The sequence below is a fragment of the Syntrophomonas curvata genome (genome assembly GCF_052976825.1).
The window spans coordinates 427,373-452,632 of sequence record NZ_CM129641.1; the positions used below are offsets into that span (position 1 = coordinate 427,373).

The window sequence follows — 25,260 nt, forward strand, 5'->3', positions numbered from 1 at the left end:
CATCCAAGCCTGGATGTAAATTTGGCTATTTCCCCCTGCTCTCACCACTGCTTATGCCATCCAGGACTATATCTACCATTCTGCTGATCTCCTCGCGGAGGTCAAAGCCGGAAGTATCCTGCAGCCATTCCCAGACTACAGTACCGCGCAGCAGATCAATATAGCGAACCAGCAGCTCCAATCGGACATCGGACCTTATTTCTCCAGCCTTTTGCCCCTGTCGGATTATCTCAGCTATAATCCTATGGGTACCCCTTTCTTGTTGATTTTCTGAATCCTGATATTTATCACAAGAATAATATGAGGTTTTAAAGCGATAAGCGAGAACAATTCCCGTAAGCTCCGCGTTGATCTCCACCCACCCGTAGGCGTTGTTTAAGGCGCTGAGCAAGCGAGACCGGGTATCAGGCAGGCTTTGAAGTTTGACCAATACCTCCTGCGCCAGGCCGTTAGAAATGTCTTTGACATATTCATCAGCGATAGCCTCTTTCTCCGAAAAATAGTTGTACACCGTTTTCCGAGCCACATCCGCTTCTTCGGCAATCTGCTCCATGGTAGTATTGGAAAAGCCTTGCTGCTCAAACAGTTTCATAGCAACGTTAATTATCTTCTGCCGCGATTCCCTTTTTTTTCTCTCCATCCGCCCTTCACCGGATATACTGTCTATTTCCATAATCTGCACCTCCTGATTTTACCCTTGATAAATCTTAAAATAGTAATTACACAATGTATAAGATTACACAATGTATAATTAAATTATATGCTGCTTCCCATTACTCGTCAATAACCTTAGAGAAAATAAATAGACTCAGTGCTGAAGCCGTAAAAGGAAGAAAAGCCAGGGATATTTCAATCATCTCTGCACCTGTCTCAGGAATATTTGAAATCAGGCCAAGCCTAAAACGCAAGGAGGAAAAAAGATTATGATAATATTAAAAATAAATAGTTGCAGTGATTGCACTTGTGTTCAAATAAGCAGTTTGGTTATGAGCGGATATATGCAAAGTACTGTAAGTTTCAAGTGCATATTCGAGGCTGCTGTTTGCTTGATATGAAACTGATTTAAGACCCAAATGAAGAATATGAAAATATTTATTTTTTTGTAACGAATCGAGTTTTATAAGTACTTATTAGCAGGAGATGATTGAGTGCAGGATATGGAAAAGCTATATAATGATTATTTTCAAACGGTTTTCAAGTACCTGTTCTGCATGAGTCATGATGCTGACTTGTCTGAAGAATTGACCCAGGAAACCTTCTATCAAGCACTTAAAACATATGACAGCTTTCGAGGGGACTGCAAAGTATCCGTATGGCTTTGTCAGATTGCCAAGTACTTATGGTTTAAGGAATATGAAAAAAGAAAACGATATGCTTCAAATTCGATCGATGAAATTGCAGACAGCCTCCCGGCGAAAGAAAATATTGAACAGACGGTTTTGGCAAGCGAGTCTAAAGTTGCATTGTATCGAAGGTTTCAGAGTTTGGATGAAAAGACCCGGGAGGTCGTGTATTTAAGGCTTACAGGGGAGCTTAGTTTCCGGGAAATCGGTGAAATATTAAACAGAAACGAGACATGGGCACGCGTTACTTTTTACCGGGGCAAACAAAAATTGGCGGAGGCGGGACAGGAATGAAAAAAGAGTTGCCATGCAGCATTGTTCAGGATTTACTTCCGAACTATATTGAAAGACTTACCGGCGATGATACAAACCAGGCGTTGGAACAGCACCTGGATGCCTGTGAGGGCTGTAAAAAAGCATATGAACAGATGGCTGATGATATCGGCAGCCCTGAAAGAGTACCGGTGATCGAGCTCAGATTCCTGAAAAAAGTCAAAAGGACCAGACTGCTGGCCGCGGCATTATGCGTTGTCCTGACCCTGGTTTTGTCCTATCTGATCTATGCTTCGGAATATAAGTTCACCAATGATAAAAGTAGTCTGGCAGCGGCCGTCACAGAATTTACCGCTCCGTTCAAAAATCCGGTAGACGCTTACGTACTGGAGACAAAAGAGGTTGACGGTAGGCTGGTGGCTTCATTCAAAGATCAAGCCGATACGGATGTTTATGGAATGGCTGTTCTGATGAAGGGGTTCAATCAGAAATACCGGATCGTTCGTGCCCAAGTCAAGTCTTCTGATTATTCCTCGGTTGTGCAGATGTATCCGGTTGAAATCAAAGATGAGCGATATGTTGCCGTAAGCGGCTATAATCTTTCAGATGAGATTGAATACTATGGACTCGATTATAACGCCTATTCAAGTCCGGGATACCTTTCCGAAGACAGGGTAAGGAAATCGATAAAGTTTAAAGTGAAGAATCCGCAGTTTCTGGAGATTTATCATGCGGAAGAACTGGATAGCCTTTTTGAGAAATCTGCCGGGGACACTTTATATAATCCTCATCTTGTGACAACATCCATGTATGATGCGGACGGCAGGGAAATCACTGAAAAATTCATAAACCAGGAGGGTGCTGGCGACCGGGTGAGTTCGGGAATAGGAAAAGCCGAGCTATTCATGCTTTATGTATTTATCATGATAGTTATGGGATTAGGTTATATATTCACCAGGTATTTCTTGACTGAATAAGAGCACTTTTTAAATGGTAGAATAAGAGAAATTGGCTGTAAAAAGAGGGCGCAATGTAGGAAAAAGAAATTTGCGGCTGCAGCTATTTTATCTTGTCTCTTGGCATTGGGCATCAGTATAAAAGCTGTATATCTGCAGGCTTAGGACATGCACGAAGTGGCAAAACCAAAGGAAGAACGTCCCTACGCTTCCATTTACTGATCAGCGCCGGTATTATCAACGTGGCAGCTTGTTTCATCCTGCAAATGATGAAATATATCACTTAGTTGTTGGCGCAGCAGGTAGAATTCTTCTGGTGTCAAACCAGCCCGGCAAAACAATTTTTCCGGTACGGTTATGGCTTTTTGTTTCAAACTTTGCCCTTGCGGGGTTATATGCACAACAACACTTCTTTCGTCACTTTTAGAGCGGGTTCGGGTAATCAACCCTGCAGCCTCCATACGCTTGAGCAATGGTGTTAAAGTTCCGGAATCCAGATAGAGTCTTCCCCCTAACTGCTTTACCGATATTTCACCTTCTTCCCAAAGTACCAGCATCACCAGGTATTGGGGATAGGTCAGCCCCAAATCCACCAGCATAGGTCGGTAGGCATTGGTCATAGCGCGTGAACAGGCATACACCAAAAAACATAACTGGTTGTCCAACCTCAAAATTTCATCACTATTCATGTTATCTTCCTGCCCTATAGTAGATTTGTTATTTCTATAATAATTTTACTAAAAGCAACAAGTTATAACCATAGTTATGCATATACATTCCCGCAACCCTACCGCCAATTTCATTGGGGATATTGCCTGACTCTGGTTTTCTTTATAGATTCCCATCATCTGTGGCAAATTTATAAGGCCACCTGGTGTATCCTCCCCAATTCATGTATCTGCTATAGCCGTGTTTGGCAAGTTTGTTCATTACCACTTGAACTCGCCCGCCGGTCTCACAGTACATTATCAAGTATTTATCCTGGGGAAGTTCGGTTAAGCGGTCTTCTATTTCACTGGAAGGAAAAGATCGGGCCGTGGGTATATGGCCCTGATTATACATTTTTGCCGACCTGACGTCTATAATCCATATTTCATCATCCGGCTGTATCGTTAATTGTTGAAGGTCCTGGGGGTCTATGTAGCGTTTTAGGAGAGCGCCGTCACTTCCAGTTTTGCCGATAAAAGAAGGAGCGATTACAGTCAGATAAACGACGGCGATCAATATTAAAACCCCTATTACCAGACCACCGGCCAGAGCCAACTTTTTCCCTAAAGTATCAATACGCATAATTCCTGCCTCCTATTTATTGGTCAGACTTTTCTGGTAAGCTTTCCAACCGGGACAAAAACCGGTATGCCAACGCCATAGTTTGCTTAATAGAGCATCGGGCTGAGCCTGGGCTTTTTGACGCCAGGGACAGTTTTCACATCGATGGGTCTGCATTATAATTCCCCCTTCTGTTCTTTATTTATGATTTTGGTTGAGGAATCCGTTCTCCCCACAGTAATGTAGCATTCGGTGTCTGAACAAATCTCACAGCTTTAACAAGAGCTGGCGCTTCTTTGACCAAACTGTCAAAATCCAATTATAAATTCATGTTTCACCTCCTGTCTATTGATATACTCGCAATTAAATAATGCACAATTTAATTTTATAAAATATATCGTTGAAATTCAAGTGTTATTTTTTATGATGAGGGTATCACGAGGGGACATTTCGTTTATCTTTTTCTGATACCTACAGGAGGGGCTATCTATTTGCTGCTTACGCCGGTGCAATGAGCTTTGTTTTAACTTGCAATAACCATAATTTATCCTCTTCATCAAAAAAACATCACGACCACAATTCCTTTTACCCTGTTGAGTTAATGCTATAAAAGATAAGACAGACGAAACGTCCCTTAGTTTTCCGTAACTTACTTAAAAACCGGACAAGTGATTGACAAAATGCGGTTAAGCCGGTATATTTATTTATAATTTAACATTTCAAAGGCATTGACGGAGAGAGTACGTTTCAGTTAAACGTTTCAGCGAGCCGGGGACGGTGCAAGCCCGGTACCAGTAGTCTGAAACCGAAAATCACTCCTGAGCTGCGGACCGAACGAGTATTCCAGTAGGCTCCGACGGCTTTCCCCCGTCACCGGGAACGCATATGATGGTATGTCGTATTAATGGGTGGTATAGCGAATGTCTTTTCCGGGCTTTCGTCCCTTTGCGGGGCGAAAGCCTTTTTAATTTTCAGACTGGAGGAATAAACAATGGCGACCAATGATATGGTAGAAATTCGCTGGCACGGCCGGGGCGGACAGGGAGCCAAGACAGCCTGTCTGCTGCTGGCGGATGTGGCTGCTTCAGAGGGAAAATTCGTGCAGGGATTCCCGGAGTATGGGCCGGAACGTATGGGAGCGCCTATTACTGCTTTTAATCGCATCAGTGAAAAACGTTGTTCTATCCATTCCAACATTTACGATCCGGACTATGTGGTCGTGGTAGATGAAAGCCTGCTGGACAGCGTCGACGTTGCCGGAGGACTGAAAGAAGACGGTGCGATAATCATTAACACTCCCGGTTCTCCTCAGGAGATGCGCGAAAGGCTGCGGGGATGGACCGGAAAAGTATGCACCGTAGATGCCCGCCGCATTTCGGAAGAGTTCCTGGGCAGAAACTTCCCCAACACCCCTATGCTCGCCGCTGTGGTTAAGGTAAGCGGCGTTTTGGAAACCAAGCGTTTTTTAAAGCGCATAGAAGAATCCTTTAAACATAAATTTGCAGCCAAGCCCCAGGTTATCGAGGGGAACATGGCGACACTGAAAAAATCTCTGGAGGAGGTGCAGGTAGGGTGATTTATGCGAAGGATATCAATGAACATACCCCTTGGCAGGATCTGACTCCCGGCGGGGAGATCTACGAACCGGGCACCGCACGGGCCTTTGATACCGGTACTTGGCGGACCAACACGCCCGTTTTTCATGAGGAAGCATGTAAACACTGCATGCTTTGTGTTCCATTCTGCCCGGACAGCGCTATCCCGGTTAAGGACGGGAAACGCCTGGACTTCGATTACATGCACTGCAAGGGCTGCGGCATCTGTGAGGACGTGTGTCCCTTCCCGGCGATCACGATGGTGACTGGAGGTGTGGTCAAATGAGCAACCGCCTATCCGGCAACGAGGCTGTAGCTTATGCCATGAAGCAGATAAACCCTGATGTCATGGGAGCGTTCCCTATCACTCCCTCCACCGAAATTCCTGAGTACTTCGCTGGTTATGTGGCCAACGGCGAGGTAAATACCGAATACGTAACCGTGGAGTCTGAGCACAGTTCCATGTCCGTATGCATTGCGGCGCAAGCTGCAGGAGCCAGGTCCGTCTGTGCCACTTCATCCTGCGGACTGGCACTGATGTACGAACTTTTGTACGTGGCGGCTTCATGCCGTCTGCCTGTTATCTTGGCTTGCGTCAACCGGGCCCTTTCGGGTCCGATCAACATAAACAACGACCACTCCGACTCTATGGGAGCCCGTGATTCCGGCTGGGTCCAGATCTATGCCGAAAACAATCAGGAGGCCTATGATAATTTTATCATGGCCGCGCCGATTGGCGAGCACCTGAGCGTACGCTTGCCGGTGATGACCTGTATGGACGGTTTTATTACCAGTCATGCCGTAGAAAATATAGAGCTCTTGGAGACGGAGGCGGTACGCAAGTTCATCGGGGAATATAACCCGGAAAATTATCTGCTGAAGAAAGAAAATCCGCTGGCGGTGGGACCGTACGATGTGAGCCCCTATTATATGGAACACAAGGTCCAGGAGGCTGAGGCCATGAAAGCGGCCAAGGCCCGCATACTGGAGGTAGGCGCAGAGTTTGAAAAGATTTCCGGCCGAAGCTATGGCCTGCTTGAAGAATACAGGATGGAAGATGCTGAGCTGGCACTGGTTCTGATCGGGTCCACGGCTGGAACTGCCAAAGCGGCTGTCGAAAAACTGCGGGAGGATGGAATAAAGGCAGGGCTGATTAAAATCAGAGTATTCCGCCCTTTCCCGGGAGAGGAGCTGGCCCGGGCTCTAGCCAAAACTAAGGCCGTGGCCGTAATGGATAAATCCGAGGGCTTTTCAGCCAACGGAGGGCCATTATTTGCCGAGACCCGCAGTGCTTTATATGATCTGAAGGAACGCCCGTATCTGATCGATATCGTTTACGGGCTGGGCGGCCGTGACGTAAAGACCGGGGATATTGAAAAAGTGTTTGCCCGGTTGGCGGATATTGCCGTGACCGGCGAGACCCACCCGGTATATACCCATATGGGACAGAGATCAAAGGAGGCGAGAGCGTGAGCAAGGTATATAATCTGAAGCAGGAAGTGGAAAAACCGGCCCGTCTCACCGGAGGGCACCGGCTTTGTGCCGGCTGCGGCGCCGGGGTGGTTGTGGCAGGGGTTCTGCGTGCTCTGGACAGAGAGGATCGGGCCGTGGTGGTTAACGCCACCAGTTGTCTGGAGGTCTCCACCTTTATGTATCCTTACACTGCTTATTTGGACAGCTATATTCATTCCGCTTTTGAAAATTCCGCGGCTACCTGTTCCGGGGCGGAAGCGGCCTATAACGCTTTGAAGCGCCGGGGCAAGGTGGAAGGGACCGTCAAATTCATCACTTTTGCAGGTGACGGCGGCACCTATGATATAGGGTTTCAGTCCCTGTCAGGGGCCATGGAACGCGGTCACGACATGGTCTACGTCTGCTATGACAACGAGGCTTATATGAATACCGGAATTCAGCGTTCATCTTCAACGCCTCGTTTTGCCCGCACGACTACCACGCCGGTAGGCTCTGCGGGGCAGGGTAAGAAACAGAACAAGAAAGATATGACTGAGATTTTGGTGGCTCATAATATCCCTTATATAGCTCAGACTGCCCCTATGGGCAATTTCAAGGATCTGCACACCAAGTCTTATAAAGCCATTTACACTGAGGGCCCCTGCTTTTTGAACATATTGTCCCCATGTCCCCGCGGCTGGGACTATCCTATGGAAAAGCTTGCAGAGATAGTTAAACTGGCGGTGGATACCTGTGTCTGGCCCCTTTACGAAGTAGAGGAGGGAGTGTGGCGGCTGAGCTACACGCCGAAGAAAAAGCTGCCCGTGGAAGACTTTCTCCACCCTCAGGGCAGATTCCGCCATATGTTCCGGAAAGGCAATGAGTGGATGATTGAAGAAGCGCAGTCCTATGTGGATCAAAAATGGGAACGCTTGCTGGAGCTCACCGGCGCTTAAACTTAAGCTGAGGATGGGAATAAATCCAAATAATATGGTATCATAACTTTTAACAAGGAGGTTTTGCCTATGGAACAGACAATGTTTACCAATGAGGTGATTTTATCCTGGCTGCAGTATTTTTCACAAAACGCCCCGATAAACCTGGCAAAACTGAAGATGCTGGACATTACCGGGAAGAATAAGAACCTGATTCCGACCGTTATGAGCAACCGGGCAGTACTGGTATTTACGGACGCCGGACATCCGGACATCTTTTACGATATGTGGAATGCGGAACTGGGGGACTGCGACATCTGGTACAATGAGGGCTCGGATCCGTCCGGCGGGATAAAGCATGACAAGGTCTCGGACATGATCAACCGCGGGATCAATGCCTCTGCGGCCATGTTGATCCTGAATCCTAATGCTGCCACCAATTATCAGATAGGCATGGAGAACAGCCGTTTCTCCTGTGGCTCGGTTCAGTATGTGTGCCGGGAAGTCCGGGCTGTTATAATGAGCAAGCTCAATCTGGGGGATCAGGATAATATATGTATAATCTCAGGTGAGAGTATAGCGGTGGAGGCCGCCATAATCGCGGCTGAAGGCAGTGTCATTGCGGTGGAATATGACCGCAGGGATCGGATAACCATGAAATGTAATGTTGACAAATTTGGCCTGAGCAACGTTATAATCGTTGAGTCTCTGGAAAACGGCATCCTGGATGAACTGCCGGCGCCGGACATAGCTTTTATCGTGGGGTCTCCGAGGATCGGCAGTGAAATCAAGACTCTGCTGGCGATCAATCCCGATATGGATTTTGTGATCTACACGTTGGATTTCGAAATACTGACGTCTCTTCCGGCTTTGTTTCGGGAAAACGGTTTGGAGCGCACTGAAGCCATCCACATAGAGGTGTCCCGAGTCAACAGCAAAAAAATGGCGGAGCCATTTCCAGCTCCTTGGCTGATTTCTGCCAGAAGCGCTAAAGATAGCAGTAACCGCAGTCTAAATAACACGGGTGTTTGTAAAGGTGATCTGATTTGATTTATCAGGTGCTTCCGTGCAGATAAATCGTTGGTCTTTACAGAGAGGCGGATGCATGGGGGCTGAATATATTAATCTGACATAGATAATTTGGATCATAAGCATTTGTACTGTCCCATAGCCGATGGAAACATCAATGGGGCGTAGAGCAAAAGGGCTTGGCTGAAAGAGAGAATCGGTGAGGGAAACGTATTTAGAAAATTGGATGAGAAAATTACCAAAAAGGTATAATTGCGGGGAAGAAGGGTGTCAGGTGTGTGCCTGGCGCCTATTTTCATTATAACTGTTAACTGCTCCCTCTGCTGCAAACCAATTTATTGGCGAATGCATATTATATGGCAAATATTTGAAGGGAGCAATGAACATGAAAGATATTTCATCCATCATATCCGGACTCGTTGGGGTTATCGGAGGGAGCGAGTACGAGCAGCAGGCGATAAAAAAACTGGAGGCAATCATAAACCGGAAAGAGAATGCAGCAGATACTATTTTATCCGGCACGGCAAATGTATATAGAGCGGGCAGTGTTGCGAAAAGCTGGAACTATTCATCCTATAGACATCAGTATCGGCCCTTGGCTTATGTGAATGATATGGGGAATAATCAGGTAGCGGTGATTGATATCAGGCGGGGAGTTAAGGTAACTGATATACCGGTGGGCAATGATCCGACCGGTATTGACATCAGCCCGGATCGTCGGTTTGTTTATACAGCAAATTCGACAGATGCTACCTTGTCGGTAATCCGGACCGCAGACAACAAAGTAATCGACACGATTCAATTAAATGATGTCCCATACGAATCTTCCTCTCCGGCGGGGGTAAAAGTATCGCCGGACGGAAGATATATTTACGTTGCCAACCGTGGTACTGATAATATATCAGTTGTTGATTCCTGTTTGCGACAGGTCGTTACTGATGTTCCTTTGCCAAGTGGATGCCATCCACTGATTATCGATATTGCTCCTGATGGTAATTTGGCCTATGTTACGCTCATGCTAAGCGGACAGGTGGGCGTTATCGACCTGAACACCAATCTGCTGGTTAAGTTGATCGATATCGGCAATTCTTTTCCAATCGGCATTGATATCGCTAAACACAAGCCGCTGGCCCTGGTGAGCAGACAGGCCGATTCCAGTCTAAGTATGATCAACACAGATTTGGCGGAGACATCCCCCGACCTGATTGGCGCTGCCAATACCCCCTTCGGTCTGATTTTATCTCCAGCAGCTGATCTGGTTTATACTGCCTGTCAAGGGGAAGAAACTGTCTCTATCGTCGATATTTTCATGCATGCTGAAATAGCCAATATCCAGGCTGGGGATACTCCGGCTTGGCTGGGCCTGACAAAAGACGGGAAATTACTCATTGTCTCTGATGTTTTGGCCGGTACCGTAACGATTGTCAATACCCGAAACTATGAGATTACAGGAATGGTGGATTTGAATTCGGTTCTTCAGTTGGTTGCTGTCAAAGACTAAGTTAAGCATTTGTTTAAGATTCTGCCTATGGGGAATGGGCTGCGGCAGCGATTGCACATGGTACCCGGCACAACATATGCTTACGGAGGTGCGGACAAAATCTTGGACCCTGATAGAGACAGGAGGGTGTCCGTATGTATTCAAGAGAAGAGCGCATGAAGGCAATTGAGCTATACATCAAGTATGATAAAAGTATAGCTGCTGTAATTCATGAACTTGGCTATCCAAGCCGTGGATTATTGCCGAGATGGTATAAAGCATATCTAAAAGAACAAGAGACTGGGATCTTGTGGGATCGATATTCACGATGCTCGAAATATTCACTAGAGCAGAAGATAGCTGCTGTAGAACACTATTTTGAGCATGGTCGCAATTTATCAAGGACGGTAATATTACTGGGGTACCCCTCTAAGGAGGCACTCAGATTATGGTGTGATGAGTTGGCACCAGGAAGTCGCAAAAAGCGTGTTGGAGGTGTACAATGCACTCAAGAGCAGAAGAAAGAAGCCGTAATTGCACTATGCACCAGAACCGGCAATGCTAAAGAAATCGCCAGGGAATATGGCGTCACCCGAGAGGCACTATACAACTGGAAAAACGATCTGCTCGGCAAGGAGGATAGCATAACGATGCCTGAGGCAGAGGACAAACCGCTCCCCGATAACAAGGATGCCCTTTTATCCGAAATCGAATCGCTGAAACGTCAGATTAAAGGACTGAAGCTTGAAAAGGCCATTTTGGAAGGGACAGCAGAGATTATAAAAAAAGATCCGGGCGTCGATCCGAAGAACCTAACAAACAAAGAGAAGGCGATTCTGGCCGACGCCCTGAGAAATGAGTATCCGTTGAAGGAAGTGCTTGCGTGTCTAGGAATGCCACGCAGCAGTTACTTTTACCATCGAAAGCTCGCGTCAATTCCAGGCAAATACGAAGAACTGAGGCGCCGTATCATAGAGTTGTTTGGGGAGAACGGTGGACGATATGGCTACCGACGAATCCATGCTTTGCTTGCGCGAGAAGAAACACGCGTTTCCGAAAAGGTTGTGCGACGTATAATGGGGGAATCCGAGCTTGTTGTTTTCCAAAAAAGGAGGCGGAAATACAGTTCGTACCAAGGCGAGAAGACTCCGGGCGCAGACAACTTAATCGAGCGCAATTTCCATGCGGATGGGCCGAAAGTCAAATGGCTCACGGACATAACGGAATTCGCTATCCCTGCTGGGAAAGTATATCTTTCCCCATTGTGGATTGTTTTGATGGGTTGCTGCCAAGCTGGTCTATAGGGACTAGCCCTGATGCCGATTTGGTCAACAGCATGCTTGACCGCGCGACAGAAACCCTGAAAGAAGGTGAACATCCGCTGGTGCATTCAGATCGGGGCGGCCATTATCGTTGGCCTGGGTGGATATCACGAATGGAAAAAGCGGGTCTTCAACGCTCGATGTCAAAGAAGGGCTGCTCGCCCGACAACGCAGCTTGTGAGGGATTCTTCGGCAGGCTCAAGAACGAGATGTTCTACAATAGATCATGGACAGGGGTCAGCATAGAGGAATTCATGGATATCCTTGACGAATATTTGGTCTGGTATAATGAGAAGAGGATCAAACTTTCTTTGGGTGCGATGAGTCCGTTGGAATATAGGCGAAGCCTTGGTTTGGCCGCCTAAGGTGTCCAAAAAAACGTCCGCACCTCCTACCCTAAATTATTAAATAGTTTTTAATAACACCTTTTTCCAATCTAATTCCCATGACAGCTTTAGTTAACTTAAAAACCGCCTTTGTTTTAAATTTCCGCTCAATAAAAAGCACAGGGCCTCCATAGGATGACCCTGTGTTTATATAGTTTTGACCTGTTTTTTTATATCTGCTGCTGCATCATGGAGAAGCTTTGCTGGATTCGGCTAAGCTCGTCCTGGGGAGCAGGGGCGACCTTATACCAGCCTTTTTGATTCATTACATCGAAAATCTGCTTTTGGTGATCGAGAGTTTGATTGAGAAGGCTGGTGAAGTGCTGTCTTACCTGTGGGTCAGCACTTTCCAGAACGCTGCTGGTCAGCATGCTGGCGGCCAGCTTGTGCTCATATAAGAGAATACCCATCCATTCCATATCTTTAGACATTGCCATTCCTCCTTACTGCATGCGGCCGCTTCCGGAAACGAGTGAAGCTGAACTCTGGATCCACTGCCGGTGCTGGCTGCTCATATTTTGGATAAGGTTTTTAACCTGGGGATCAGTGCATTCGCTCATGGCGTGCCGGCACGTTTTCTCAATAGCTTCAAAGATCTTGCTGGAATCCTCCAGATACAAGAGCTCCCTGGTTGAAAGTTGACTCACAAAAATACCTCCTTTAAACAAATCTAATCTTAGGATGTGCAATGTTTTATCCAATATGCCAAAAAAGGCGGGTATACGGTGCCGGCACCGGTATTATTGACTAAAATCCCCTGCAGAGCCGTTGTGCTCCGCAGGGGATTTGTAATATTTGTGTATAGCATGCGTTTCAATTCCTGATAGGTACGCTAAAAACCAGCGTTTCCAAACAGTAGTTGCACTCTACCATAATGGTTTCAATTCCTGATAGGTACGCTAAAAACTCATACCACTTATGCGCCCCCAAATCGTCAAGGATGTTTCAATTCCTGATAGGTACGCTAAAAACGGTGGTACTGCGTTTAGCCGGGTCATGCTCGAAATAAAGTTTCAATTCCTGATAGGTACGCTAAAAACCTAGACATAGCAGTGATAATAAAGTGGGCCCTACAGGTTTCAATTCCTGATAGGTACGCTAAAAACTGCACATGTAGACACTCCTCGAAGCCTATATCCCCGGTTTCAATTCCTGATAGGTACGCTAAAAACTCATGGGGGAAATTCGCATGCGTGGCGAATTCCTTCGGCGTTTCAATTCCTGATAGGTACGCTAAAAACTATAAAGCAAGCAAGTGTATTATATTTACAAATGCAGGTTTCAATTCCTGATAGGTACGCTAAAAACTCCCCACCGCCTTTCAAAAAACACCGCCAATAAAGTTTCAATTCCTGATAGGTACGCTAAAAACACCCGAATGTCATTCCCTATGGCACAGAGCTTTCCATGTTTCAATTCCTGATAGGTACGCTAAAAACTCCCCACCGCCTTTCAAAAAACACCGCCAATAAAGTTTCAATTCCTGATAGGTACGCTAAAAACACCCGAATGTCATTCCCTATGGCACAGAGCTTTCCATGTTTCAATTCCTGATAGGTACGCTAAAAACTATGGGGATAACTCCTTGCGGGAATTCATATTACGGGTTTCAATTCCTGATAGGTACGCTAAAAACTTTGAATACCGCACCATTAACCCGGAAAAGAACAAGTTTCAATTCCTGATAGGTACGCTAAAAACGCGACGAACAGGGGTTAGAGGGGTCACACAATACTTGTTTCAATTCCTGATAGGTACGCTAAAAACCAGAAGCCCCGTGCGGGGAGAATGGAGGGAATATTATGTTTCAATTCCTGATAGGTACGCTAAAAACGAAATTTCTTTGCAGGAACAAAGTCAGCTACAATTAAGTTTCAATTCCTGATAGGTACGCTAAAAACCCCAAGCCATGTATCTCAACTGGTTTAGCGTTTACAGTTTCAATTCCTGATAGGTACGCTAAAAACATGAAAACCTATGAGGACTGGGAAGGCACGATGGCGTTTCAATTCCTGATAGGTACGCTAAAAACTCGTATTTTTCTTAATCCTGTGCGCTCAACATCTTCGTTTCAATTCCTGATAGGTACGCTAAAAACTTCACCGCATGCTGCAATCTGGAATTTGCGGTCCCATGTTTCAATTCCTGATAGGTACGCTAAAAACTTCCCAGGCAGTTGCACTCCTGGCTTTGCCCTCAGAGTTTCAATTCCTGATAGGTACGCTAAAAACGTTTATTCGCTGGTTAACTGACTTCATACCGCGCAGGTTTCAATTCCTGATAGGTACGCTAAAAACAGTTCTTATTATTGCCTGTTTGGCAAGTATATTGTTGTTTCAATTCCTGATAGGTACGCTAAAAACCCCAGCTCGATACTGAATAACCAACAGACATCCCATGTTTCAATTCCTGATAGGTACGCTAAAAACCAGACCATTACCTTACGTGCCTCACAGCAGTCCTAGTTTCAATTCCTGATAGGTACGCTAAAAACCTTATACCCATGAAAGGCTGACCAATGGAGAACCAAGTTTCAATTCCTGATAGGTACGCTAAAAACCGCTGGAAGGCTGAACACCCGCGCTGTATTTTCCCGTTTCAATTCCTGATAGGTACGCTAAAAACCCGCGTCTGGCTTCCAGCGGTATGACTTGATTTCTTGTTTCAATTCCTGATAGGTACGCTAAAAACGCTGGTGGCTTAATTCCCACCGTGCCCGGTACCTACGTTTCAATTCCTGATAGGTACGCTAAAAACTGTTTCTGCCTGCAATTCCATATATTTCTGATTAGTTTCAATTCCTGATAGGTACGCTAAAAACCCGGAGACCACTCCCGCATAGAATTGATTTCGTTGAAAAGTTTCAATTCCTGATAGGTACGCTAAAAACAGGAATAGTGCTGGTTTGCCAGCCGTACAGGCTTTTGTTTCAATTCCTGATAGGTACGCTAAAAACGATTGTCGAGGAAGATGATTATTGGGGATCTCCGCGGTTTCAATTCCTGATAGGTACGCTAAAAACCGGAATGAGGGCGAGATCCTATCATCTGAATTAATGTTTCAATTCCTGATAGGTACGCTAAAAACTCAAATGCGACCTTATGGTACTTAAGGTTATTGCGTTTCAATTCCTGATAGGTACGCTAAAAACCGACAGCGGTTCAAGCGGTTCAAATAGAGTTATTTGTTTCAATTCCTGATAGGTACGCTAAAAACGATTATGAGCTCTATGTTCCGCCAGGGTAGAGAATGTTTCAATTCCTGATAGGTACGCTAAAAACGGCCGGAAGATGTGGGTACCCCGAGGACAGTCCTTTGTTTCAATTCCTGATAGGTACGCTAAAAACAACTTGCCGCCCGGGCAATGGAGTATGCCAAGGAACCGTTTCAATTCCTGATAGGTACGCTAAAAACGGGGCCCCATGTAAAGGCTCGCGGTGTAATACCACAGTTTCAATTCCTGATAGGTACGCTAAAAACAACTACCGCAAAGGGGGCAATCAATGCGAAAGAATTGTTTCAATTCCTGATAGGTACGCTAAAAACGGCCGAGGGAAAAGCATTCTTTGTCGCATATATGAGTTTCAATTCCTGATAGGTACGCTAAAAACCTGGCTTCGGTGCCGCAATACCCGAGGATAAAGAAAGTTTCAATTCCTGATAGGTACGCTAAAAACTGGCTATTGCTGGGGTAGCCGTTGCGATTTTGGTTGGTTTCAATTCCTGATAGGTACGCTAAAAACCACTTATATCACAATAGGTTTATTATTGATTGCATGTTTCAATTCCTGATAGGTACGCTAAAAACTCCTGCAGCACTTTCATTACTTTATCCGGTACAGTGTTTCAATTCCTGATAGGTACGCTAAAAACTTCAGCTATATCCTCAGTGGTATTAGCCCTAGTTCGTTTCAATTCCTGATAGGTACGCTAAAAACCCGTTTAGGTCTAAAAAAATCGGTATCTATACCTGAAGACCATCTGTCTATTTGTTATTATACCCAAATGCTGAAAGAGGGTAAACATCGAAGAACGACCTCATTTTACAGTGTCGTCGCCACCCGGGGTTTTTGACGCTACTGTAGGTAGACGACATTTTTGCCTGCTTAAGAATCCCTCTTTGTTACTGAATTGTACTTGAAGATGCTGGATGAAAGCCGATAATCAATCGGCAGGGTGGCGGGCAGCTTCATTAGCCGGAGCCAACTGAGTTTTTGCCTGTAGAACCAGGGGATTGCATCTGGCATTCCCCTGGTTTGGCTGCAAAGGCCGGCTCTGTTTAGCTGGGGGGTTAACGACTGCTGTTTCCCAGACAGAAGGCACAGTTGTCATAGCCATCTCGATGGGCATGCTCGGCAGAATGATATCCTACCTTATGTACGGCATTCATATGAGTGATCCAGATACATCCCTTGCGATGCAGTTCTTTGCTGTTGCTGTTGGCAATAAAGTCGAAGGCATCTGCCCCCATCAGGTTTATTACATGGGTGATGCGGCTGGTGATTTCGGAACCGAATTGCTGACAGCATTGAAATTTATAGGTCCCCGAAATCTCCTCCGGCATGTTTACATAGATTTGAACTTCACTTATTTCATTGCTCTTGAACAGGATATGCTTAAGATAATTCCACTGTCCGGGAGTCAGCATATAGTAGTTGTATCGAGTGGAGGCCTTTTCGAAGCGTAAACCCTGCATCTCCACATTTTCACAGAGACGTTTCAAAATGCGGATGCGCACTTCTGCCCCGCCCGGTAATTCCTGCAAGTCAAACAGAAGATCGCCATGCCCGCCGGCCGGCGGGCCCTGAACTGAAAAAGACTGTTGAATTGCGCCGCCAGGAATCATATCGATAACATTGATATTTTTCCAGGCAAAATTGTTGCTCCGGGAGATAAATTTGTTGTACATCTCACCCGTAGTAATCAGGGTTTTGTCTGGAGCCGGGTCAAGGGGGTCGTCCAGTTCGGCTACCAGGCAAAAATGCCCCAGAGGCGGAAGTTCGGCAGCGGCCCAGGTAATAGGACCTGCAATATGTACTGTGTCCGGTTCAATGCTGTTGACCTGCAGGCTGCCAATCAAATGCCAGTTGGCAGGACTGGAAAAAGAAGACGGTTCTGACCAGTACACCCTTACCAGGGTATTGCCACTGACCGAGCCCCGGTTCTGTAAACGCAGATAAACGTAGTTGTCCTGACCAGCCTCCACATCCTGGCTCAGACCGGCATCATTCATATCCTGCAAATCCACCCCGGGATTAGCCAGGAGCTCGTTGCGAATAATAATATCCGGGCTCATATAGAGGGTGCCGGCTGAAGGGATAATACCGGTATCGTTCAGGCTATCGCGGATATAGATATCCGGGCCGATGCCGACCGCCGTAAAGGCATTTTTTACCGAATCCATAATGTCCAGATAATAGGCATCGTTTTTATATAATAAATTAACTGCATTCAGTGCGGCTTCACGGCATTCAACGAAGGTAGCGAGTGAATTCCCCAACAAGCCGACCGAAAGGGTGTGAAAGAATATTTTCTCTGCCTTCTCATGGCCGATTGGGTTAACCGAAATACCGCTGTTGGGATGGGTTCCTCCATGAATCAGTAGATAGGCGGCGAAGTTCAAATAACCACTGGCGTCATGGGGGTCTTGACCATCGTAATAGCCGGTGCCCAGGGTATCCATGGCGGCCAGCACATGATTGGGCTGACGCCACTGAGCGGTATTACTGCTGGGGTCAGACATGGTTCGGCCCGCATCACCGGGTATGGTTGGCGTAACACAGTCTTCAGCAATCTCAAAATCTTCCCGGTCGACCATAATGGCAAAAATATCCGAAAAGGACTCATTCAAACCGCCTGATTGGTTGTAATAGGCTAATCCCGCCGTATGCTGGGTTACACCGTGAGTAAATTCGTGGGCCACGATATCAACTGTAGTAGTGTAATCCAAGAGGCTGTTGTCGCCGTCACCGAAGACAATCCCGCTACCGTTCCAATAGGCATTATTATGATTAATGCCGAAATGGACCCCTGCGTAAACCGATGAGCCTTGGTTGTTAAAGCTGTTCCAGTGATGGGTATCCCGATAGTAATCCACCACCATGCCCAGGTAACGCAGCGCATCAACTTCCGGCCCCTGGTTCCGCTGGCGCGGATTAGCAGTCAAATCATTCCATTGATTATCGGAATCCTCACTTATAAGAGCATCCGTCGGGTTATTCATGTTACCATTAAGATCGCATATCCGTATCGACGGACCGCCGGCAGCTACCCTGGTATTATCAATCAATTGATAAGTACTGCCCGTGAAGTAGCTATTTATAGCACCCCCTCCGCTATAGTAGCCTGTGCCATTCCCGCTTACGTCAGGAACGGACTGCAAATCATCATAGTGGAACATTACCTGAGCCTTTTCGGCATTTATGAAGTAACGAATAATGCGTGGTTTAGGAGGCTGGAGGAGTGCAAGGCGAAAAGTCCAGGCGGGAGTCCAGGAGCCGTCCTCGTTCACTAAAAACAATTCAGGAGGGAAGGCCTTATCCAACTGCCCGCCCCCGGCGTCTTCCGTAGCCTTCGATATCGCTTCGTCAAGCGAAAGTTCGGCTTGCACTTTCGCCTGGATACCGGGTACATATTTATTCATAATCCGGTTAACTGCTTTGTCCGTACCGAATTGAATACGTACACCGGCGCCATAAACCGGTATCCCCTGGTAAACTTGCTTAAAAGCCAGGGTAACATTTCCCGCTGAATCGCTGGATTGATTAGTCAGCTTCAATTCCTCGGCAGGTTCGCGGATGCGAAAAAGCGGTTTCAAGTCATCCAGTAACTCCAGTGCGGCCTTCTCAAACATTTTCGCACTCCCGCCATCAAAGGGCTCAGATAAGGCTCCGGTAATAATGGCAGGAGCTTTCAGTTCCTCATTCCAACTCAACCGCAAGGCTGCATCACGCAGCCTCAACTTGTCAACAAGATGCTTTTGCCTCGTATCCATAAACTACCTCCTTTAGGCTTTTGTATATTTTACCATTTTTTATGATAAAAGCAATTATAAAAGAGGTGTTGGGTTTAAAGACGCCTAAGGCCTCTTCGTTAGAGCTATAGCCGCTGGCGCTAGTGCTCTGGTCTAAACAAATTTTGATTGGGATGGGAAGGAATGCATAAGCGCAATTCTTTTAAAGCTGCATCTGTTTCCTGATTAGTTTTGCAATCAGATTCCAATCCAAATCCTTATTAAAATAGTGTAATGAATAGTCTTTATCCAATTCAAAAAAATCGATTTGGTCAGGTTCGATAAATTTTCTTACCATCCGGTTTTTATTGATCTGGGCAATGGCTTCGATTCTTCTGGTTTTCAAGTTGAATTTCAGACCAATATCAGCGGGAAAAAAGAGGGGATTGTTATTGAAGGCATCCTGCATGATTTTTGCCAGCCGTACCCTATGATCATTACGGAATTCTTCACCGAATTCGGAAAGAAAACAAATATCTGGTTTTACTTTTTCGACCAGCTTAGCTAAGCCTATCCTCCCTAAATGATTTTTATAGCAGATACCCTGATGCTCAATTACTTTAAATCCACCTATGTGTGCGACAAGCAGTTTATATCCGGTTTTTTTATTTAATGTATCATACTGCCCAAGGAAATCTGGTTTGTCATCTCGCCAGCCGGTATCACCGGTATATACGATAGTTGTGTTATTGGGTATATATTTAATGATAAATCCGACCGCACTTTTATCGGATATAATGTCGTCATGGCAAGATTTTAAAATATTGATTGCGATATCATACCGTCCGTCCTTCGAATTTGGATATGCTTTATTTTTGGACATAAATAACAGTTTGTTCCCTGGTTCGATAACATGGATATTGTAGTTGCTGCGTTCATATAGCTGGAATAACCCGGAGTACTTCTTAAATACGCTCATTGGAAAATAAAAATCAATAATTTTTCTTCTCGGGTCACTAAGAAATTCCTCCTCGACTTCTTCTCTGGTTACAGTTACCTGAGACATAGGCCGATTTTGTTGTTCCGCGAGATTTTTTTCCTTCAGATATTTTTTTTCATAAAGCTGCTTGGTTATGGTATCTTCTTTCAAAGGGTCGTCTGATTCCTTAATCTCCTCATTATATCTGTACAATAACGTGAGGATTGCCTCCAAATCTGCAGTGTGATCATTATGGGCATGTGAAATCAGCACTTTATCGATCTCATGGAATTTGTAATTGGCTTCTATTAAATTATCAATAAAATTCAACCCCGGATCGATAACAATGCCCAGTTCTCTGCATCTTAGAAAATATCCCCCTCCCTTGCTGGTATTGTTTGCTTTAATCAATGGGGTGTAAGAATTCCATCTTCTTAACACTATAAAATGAACGTCATTCTCTTTCTTTTCATCGTTTTTAACCTGCAGGAAATCTGAAAATAGCTTTTTATTGGCTAAGACCTGTTCCTCGATTCCTTCGTCCCGAGTGGCCTTAAGAATCCTGGCAGCCGGATCAAGCTTTTTACTGGATGCCCAAAGTTCCTCGGTCTTGACTCCTCTTAAAGCATGTTTCCTTTCTATGTTGATTACCCGTTGCCAGTAGGAATTATTATAATAATCATTAAACAATTCGTAAGCAGAGTTTAAATAGTCCAGAGATTCTTCAAATCTATTGTTGCTTAAATACAATAATCCTAAATTCCGGTATGCATGCGGGAAGCTGGGGTCAGCTCCAATAGCTTCCTTAAAACACCTGACTGCTTCATCAAAATCCTTCTCAAAGTACATCAAACCCAGCCCATTCCAGGCCAGTGGCAGGTTGCGATCAATGTGAATAGCCTTTTCGTAATTAATGATTGCTCTTTTATTATTTTTAAGATCCCGGTATACGTTGCCCAGGCCGTTGAAGGCATAATAATAATTGGGATCATGGCCGATAGAGGTTTTATAGGATTTTATGGCCTGGTTGTAATGATGGATTTTACGATAGACATTGCCTAATCCTGTGTAGGGATAGGCAAATTTCTCATTGATCTTTATTGCTGTATTGTAATGCTCAAGAGACTTATCATATTCCCGCAGCTCATAAAAAATATTGCCTAATCCATTTATCGGATTGGGATAATCAGAGGCGATATTCTTTGCTTTTTCATAACACTCGGTAGCCAGCGAATACTGCCGCAGTTGTTTGAGGCAAAATCCCTTGGCATTCCAAAAAGAGGCAATCTGAGCATTTAATTTGATAGCGTTATCTAAAAGCTCAATAGCTTCAGCATATTTTCTCTGCTGCTTCAAACAATTTGCCCAGCCGTAATAGGCAAAGCTGAAACTGTTTTTTGAATCCTTTAACGCAGTTGTATATTGCTGAATTGCAGCTTTATAATCCTTTTGTTCGTAATAGGTATTGCCCAGACCATAAGAGCCGTGTATTAAGTCGATATTCAGAACTTTTTCAAATATCTTTTTCGCACCTTGGTATTGGTCGTGCAATAATTTTTTATAGCCTTGAAATATCATGGAATGCAACTCGCTCAAGCTTCCTTTAAGATATGAATTCAATTCGAGCTGCATGGTAGGCTTGATTTGAATAGATAAAACCTGATAAAAATCTTCTAATATTTTATCGGGTGATGTTTTCTTCAACCGCTGATCCTCCCTTATATTAAAAGTATAAAATGGGCAATACATAATACCAGATATATTATATAACTAGTTAATCTGGTTGTTAATAAAATTATTGGCAATATATTAAATTCTAGCTAATAATAGGAATATTCCGATAAAGTACTGAGGAGTCGGATTCGTTTATAAAACAGACCTGGAAAGAAGCAAGCTTCTCCAGGTCTGTTTTGCACACAAGCGGGATGTAATAATTTTTACTTAAACGAGTCGAAATAATTGCGTTGGCACGATAACAGCGAAAACTGCTGGCTAAGATTTATTTGGATGCAGCCCAACCGGGCTTTTAAGCCGGTTGGGGTCTAATGGGAAAAGCCGGTGGTTTTGTCGTCTTGGTTTCGAGTCAGCATACTGACTATTATTAACATCAGACCGCCAACTATGAGTCCCGGGTACAGCGGGTCCATGCCCTGCGGAAACAGAAAATGCCAGACGAAGTTGGTTAATGGTCCCAGCAGAGCCGATGCCAAACCTGCCGCAGGAGTAACCCAGCGCTTGAAAAACATAGCTCCCAGTAAAGGGAAGAGCACTGTACAGCCCCGCAATCCCATGGACATAAAGCTGAAGCCCAGAATTAAACTGCCGGCGCTGCTTCTTACCAGGATGATGGCCAGAGCGCAGAGCACGAATATTATTATACGCTGGCACCTTAAAGTTTTTATACTATCGGCAGCGGGATTGATAAAGCGCACATAAATATCACGGGTAAGCATAGTTGAAATACCTAGATTTAAGCCAGCCCAGGTACCGATTACGGCAATGAGCAGGGTTGCCATGATGACACCGCCCAACAGCGGCGGAAGGTAGTGCAGGACAAATACCGGCAATACTTCGCTGGATTTTAACCCCGGGAAAGTGGCAACATTAGCCCGCATATACAGGCCTACCAGGATGCCTCCAATCCCGATCGGAGGTATAAGCGCCGCTGATAGCAGGGCTCCCCGACGGGCCTGGCCCAAACTTCGGGCGGACAACACTGCTTGAATATAGGTTTGGGTGGAAATAACCCCAACCAGCAGGGAGAAACCGGCGGCGGCATCAGTGGAAAATCCGCGGCCAAATAGGGAGAACCAGGGGAAATGCTCGGGGAAACTTTCCAAAATACCATGATATCCACCAAACATCATGTACGCAACAACACTGGCTACTATAATAGTCATGTATAATAAGCCCAGCTTTACCACTCCGACTAGAGCGGTGCCCTGCAAACCACCTACCAATACGTAGGCTATCACCAGGATTACACTAATCAGCAAAGCCAGGGTTGAATTAAGATGAAAGGCCGAAGTAAGCAATGCTACGGCGGCAATGCCCTGGGCAATAATATTAAAAAACATGCCGATCGAAGTGAAAATACTGGATATGGGGCCGATTTTATAGCCATAGGTTTCAACCAGATATTGGGGGATGGTGGTCTTATTGCTGGCATACAGAGGCTTAAGCATGCCCAGCCCTAAAACGGCGCATCCGATGCCAGCCCCCAGCGTAAACCACCAGGCAGACAGGCCGAAATTAAACGCCAGCTGCGCAGTGCCGATGGTGGAGGCTCCCCCTACCAGGGTACCCATGATGGTACCGGCTACCAGCACCCCGCTTGCCTTACGGGCGCTGCCTGAAAAATCCGCTTCCGTTTTGACTCTGCTGCCGGCATATATTCCAACGCCCATAATAAGGATGAGCGTAACCACCATGCCGATAATGTGCTCCGAGGTTATTATGGTCATGCCTAAAATCAACTTAATTCGCCTCCATTAGACATTTTATACTGTAAATATAAAAGGTATCTTGTCTATTTTACACCTTTGAAACCTGGTGACAAGGGGATAAAGGCAGGAGGGCAAGGAAAAAACAAAAACCGTATGCAATTTAGCGAAACAGCAGTTTACGGAAGGTTGGGAAAATAAGGCAGACGCCGATTGAAGGATTTACTAGCGGGTTAGATATGCTTGGCTTGTGGCAAGCTTGACACAAAGCAGGGGTTTTGAAGATTTACACCACCTCTTCCTTATGATAACTACAGGCCATATTTTTTAATTTTACGAACGACCGTGCTCTGGTCGACGCCTATAGCCTTTGCTATCTGGCGGCTGCTGGTATTTCCCTGCATGGCATGGCCTATAATCTTTTTTTCCACTTCTTCCACGGCCTGGGGCATAGGGACATAGCGGTTAATTGTAACCGCATCGCCGGTATGGTCAGATTCCTTCCGTTTAACGCTGTCACAGAAGGGAAGTGAAGATAATTCCAGATAATCCCCGCTGCTTAGAACCACCATGTGTTCGATAACGTTTTTCAACTGGCGCACGTTGCCCGGCCAGTCATACTTTTCCAGAGCTCTTAGAACTTCCAGATTGATCCGTTTGTTCTGGCCGTATTGCTGGTTGCAAATGTTTAAAAAGTACATGGAAAGGGGACGGATATCGGCCCGGCGTTCCCGGAGCGGGGGGATGCGCAGGTTGATTACATTCAGGCGATAATACAGGTCTTCTCTGAATTTATTTTCATCGACCATGGCCTCAAGATCCTGGTTGGTAGCAGCCAATAACCTGATATTTACCGGGATGGGAGTGTTGGCTCCCACTTTGGTGATTTCACCGCTATCCAGTGCCCGCAGCAGTTTGACCTGGAGATTAAAGGGCAGGTCGCCAATCTCGTCCAGGAACAGGGTTCCGCCGTTGGCAGCTTCAAATAAGCCGGTTTTACCATTTTTGGAAGCTCCCGTAAACGCGCCGGCAACATAGCCAAAGAATTCTGATTCCAACAGTTGCTCAGGAATAGCGCCGCAGTTTACGGCAACAAAAGGCTCTGATTTCCTGTTGCTGCAAGTGTGGATATACCTGGCCACCACTTCCTTGCCTACCCCGGACTCGCCGGTTATCAAAGTAGTAACATCCACGGAGCTGACTTTCAGAGCGGTAGCGATTAGTTTTTTCATGCTGTGATCCACAGCTATAGGACCGTCATTGGAGTGTTTTAGCCCTTCGAGATGTTTATAGAATAGTCTCTCCATCTCTTGAGCCTCTTCGAGCTGCTCCTTGAGCTGCATCATTTCGGTCATATCCCGGACGTTGGTGACCACCAGGCGGATTTCACCCTTTTCATCGAATATGGGACTTGAGGTAACCGAGATAGTCTTGCCTGGTATGAGGTCAAAATGGGTATAATTTACCCGCTTTTTCTTTTTTAATACGTCCAGGCAGGCTGCTTTTCGATAGGGGATAGTTTGCAGGTATTCGGGAAAATTAATGCCCGCCACATCATGTTCGATAATGCGTAAATAGGAGTCATTTACCATTATGACATTGCCATTGCGATCGGTTACCAGAATGCCATCGTAGGATTCCTGGATAACCGTTAACATATCCGGGTAGGAAAGGCCGATATCGGATGACTGTACGGAAGAGGATGTAAAAGTCATGTTTATAACCCTCCTGAAGGGTAAAAACGTCACTTATATAATCTCAGCATACTGAAGCTTATTACTTATTATACTAGTACATTAGTTCGCCAAGTGCAACAGGGCTGCGAAGTTCAGAATGGTCTTGCAGT

At 45.6% G+C, this 25,260-nt stretch carries 19 protein-coding genes and 1 CRISPR repeat array; of the genes, 9 read left to right on the top strand and 10 right to left on the bottom strand.

From position 1 onward, the window contains the following. Nucleotides 1-25: 25 nt before the first annotated feature. Nucleotides 26-673 carry a TetR/AcrR family transcriptional regulator gene (locus tag ACU70B_RS02020; protein ID WP_447184694.1) on the bottom strand — a complete coding sequence of 216 codons (648 nt, stop codon included), beginning with the start codon at nucleotides 671-673 and terminating at the stop codon, nucleotides 26-28. Nucleotides 674-1,157: 484 nt separating this feature from the next. Between ACU70B_RS02020 and ACU70B_RS02025 the strand changes: the two genes are divergently transcribed. Both ACU70B_RS02025 and ACU70B_RS02030 read left to right on the top strand, forming a co-directional pair. After that, nucleotides 1,158-1,637: an RNA polymerase sigma factor gene (locus ACU70B_RS02025; protein WP_447185685.1), complete on the top strand. Its 480-nt coding sequence runs from the start codon at nucleotides 1,158-1,160 to the stop codon at nucleotides 1,635-1,637. Continuing rightward, nucleotides 1,634-2,593 carry a zf-HC2 domain-containing protein gene (locus tag ACU70B_RS02030; RefSeq protein ID WP_447184695.1) on the top strand — a complete coding sequence of 320 codons (960 nt, stop codon included), beginning with the start codon at nucleotides 1,634-1,636 and terminating at the stop codon, nucleotides 2,591-2,593. The genes ACU70B_RS02025 and ACU70B_RS02030 overlap by 4 nt, the downstream gene beginning before the upstream one ends. Before the next feature lie 194 nt (nucleotides 2,594-2,787). Here ACU70B_RS02030 and ACU70B_RS02035 read toward each other — a convergent pair whose 3' ends face one another. The 3 genes from ACU70B_RS02035 to ACU70B_RS02045 form a co-directional block, all read right to left on the bottom strand. Then, complete coding sequence (locus tag ACU70B_RS02035) at nucleotides 2,788-3,261, bottom strand: MarR family winged helix-turn-helix transcriptional regulator (RefSeq protein WP_447184696.1); 474 nt, start codon at nucleotides 3,259-3,261, stop codon at nucleotides 2,788-2,790. 142 nt (nucleotides 3,262-3,403) lie between these two features. Next, nucleotides 3,404-3,862: a rhodanese-like domain-containing protein gene (locus ACU70B_RS02040; protein WP_447184697.1), complete on the bottom strand. Its 459-nt coding sequence runs from the start codon at nucleotides 3,860-3,862 to the stop codon at nucleotides 3,404-3,406. A 12-nt stretch (nucleotides 3,863-3,874) separates the two neighbouring features. Beyond that, nucleotides 3,875-4,018: a hypothetical protein gene (locus ACU70B_RS02045; RefSeq protein WP_447184698.1), complete on the bottom strand. Its 144-nt coding sequence runs from the start codon at nucleotides 4,016-4,018 to the stop codon at nucleotides 3,875-3,877. Nucleotides 4,019-4,832: 814 nt separating this feature from the next. Between ACU70B_RS02045 and ACU70B_RS02050 the strand changes: the two genes are divergently transcribed. From ACU70B_RS02050 to ACU70B_RS02080, 7 genes are all read left to right on the top strand, one after another. Next, nucleotides 4,833-5,417 carry a 2-oxoacid:acceptor oxidoreductase subunit gamma family protein gene (locus ACU70B_RS02050; RefSeq protein ID WP_447184699.1) on the top strand — a complete coding sequence of 195 codons (585 nt, stop codon included), beginning with the start codon at nucleotides 4,833-4,835 and terminating at the stop codon, nucleotides 5,415-5,417. Continuing rightward, nucleotides 5,414-5,722: a 4Fe-4S binding protein gene (locus ACU70B_RS02055; RefSeq protein ID WP_447184700.1), complete on the top strand. Its 309-nt coding sequence runs from the start codon at nucleotides 5,414-5,416 to the stop codon at nucleotides 5,720-5,722. The genes ACU70B_RS02050 and ACU70B_RS02055 overlap by 4 nt, the downstream gene beginning before the upstream one ends. Further along, on the top strand, nucleotides 5,719-6,909 hold the full coding sequence (locus tag ACU70B_RS02060) for a transketolase C-terminal domain-containing protein (protein WP_447184701.1): 1,191 nt from the start codon (nucleotides 5,719-5,721) through the stop codon (nucleotides 6,907-6,909). The genes ACU70B_RS02055 and ACU70B_RS02060 overlap by 4 nt, the downstream gene beginning before the upstream one ends. Then, the gene (locus ACU70B_RS02065) at nucleotides 6,906-7,844 is read left to right on the top strand and encodes a thiamine pyrophosphate-dependent enzyme (RefSeq protein ID WP_447184702.1); all 939 of its coding nucleotides are present in this window, start codon (nucleotides 6,906-6,908) and stop codon (nucleotides 7,842-7,844) included. Before ACU70B_RS02060 ends, ACU70B_RS02065 begins: the two co-directional genes overlap by 4 nt. A 69-nt stretch (nucleotides 7,845-7,913) precedes the next feature. Next, nucleotides 7,914-8,873, top strand: a complete 960-nt coding sequence (locus tag ACU70B_RS02070) for a precorrin-6B methylase (protein ID WP_447184703.1) — start codon at nucleotides 7,914-7,916, stop codon at nucleotides 8,871-8,873. A gap of 364 nt (nucleotides 8,874-9,237) precedes the next feature. Then, nucleotides 9,238-10,353 carry a YVTN family beta-propeller repeat protein gene (locus tag ACU70B_RS02075; RefSeq protein WP_447184704.1) on the top strand — a complete coding sequence of 372 codons (1,116 nt, stop codon included), beginning with the start codon at nucleotides 9,238-9,240 and terminating at the stop codon, nucleotides 10,351-10,353. Nucleotides 10,354-10,487: 134 nt separating this feature from the next. Further along, nucleotides 10,488-12,019, top strand: a protein-coding gene (locus ACU70B_RS02080) for an IS3 family transposase (protein WP_447184705.1) whose coding sequence is annotated in 2 segments (ribosomal slippage) — nucleotides 10,488-11,589 and nucleotides 11,589-12,019 — 1,533 coding nt in all. Because the reading frame shifts where the segments join, the coding sequence is not laid out codon by codon here. A 191-nt stretch (nucleotides 12,020-12,210) separates the two neighbouring features. Here the strand turns inward: ACU70B_RS02080 and ACU70B_RS02085 are convergent. The 6 genes from ACU70B_RS02085 to ACU70B_RS02110 all read right to left on the bottom strand — a co-directional run bounded on the left by ACU70B_RS02085 (nucleotide 12,211) and on the right by ACU70B_RS02110 (nucleotide 25,129). Further along, a complete protein-coding gene (locus ACU70B_RS02085; protein ID WP_447184706.1) occupies nucleotides 12,211-12,471 on the bottom strand; it encodes a spore coat protein in 261 nt (86 codons plus the stop codon). 12 nt (nucleotides 12,472-12,483) lie between these two features. After that, nucleotides 12,484-12,687, bottom strand: coding sequence for a hypothetical protein (locus ACU70B_RS02090; protein ID WP_447184707.1), 204 nt, complete (start codon nucleotides 12,685-12,687; stop codon nucleotides 12,484-12,486). Nucleotides 12,688-12,850: 163 nt separating this feature from the next. Further along, nucleotides 12,851-15,978: a CRISPR direct-repeat array (repeat unit 30 nt; unit sequence GTTTCAATTCCTGATAGGTACGCTAAAAAC). A gap of 353 nt (nucleotides 15,979-16,331) precedes the next feature. After that, complete coding sequence (locus ACU70B_RS02095; protein WP_447184708.1) at nucleotides 16,332-19,034, bottom strand: M4 family metallopeptidase; 2,703 nt, start codon at nucleotides 19,032-19,034, stop codon at nucleotides 16,332-16,334. 181 nt (nucleotides 19,035-19,215) lie between these two features. Next, nucleotides 19,216-21,675: a tetratricopeptide repeat protein gene (locus ACU70B_RS02100; protein ID WP_447184709.1), complete on the bottom strand. Its 2,460-nt coding sequence runs from the start codon at nucleotides 21,673-21,675 to the stop codon at nucleotides 19,216-19,218. A gap of 338 nt (nucleotides 21,676-22,013) precedes the next feature. Further along, nucleotides 22,014-23,447, bottom strand: a complete 1,434-nt coding sequence (locus ACU70B_RS02105) for a sodium:solute symporter family protein (RefSeq protein WP_447184710.1) — start codon at nucleotides 23,445-23,447, stop codon at nucleotides 22,014-22,016. Between the two features lie 278 nt (nucleotides 23,448-23,725). Continuing rightward, nucleotides 23,726-25,129 carry a sigma-54 interaction domain-containing protein gene (locus tag ACU70B_RS02110; RefSeq protein ID WP_447184711.1) on the bottom strand — a complete coding sequence of 468 codons (1,404 nt, stop codon included), beginning with the start codon at nucleotides 25,127-25,129 and terminating at the stop codon, nucleotides 23,726-23,728. Nucleotides 25,130-25,260: the final 131 nt, after the last annotated feature.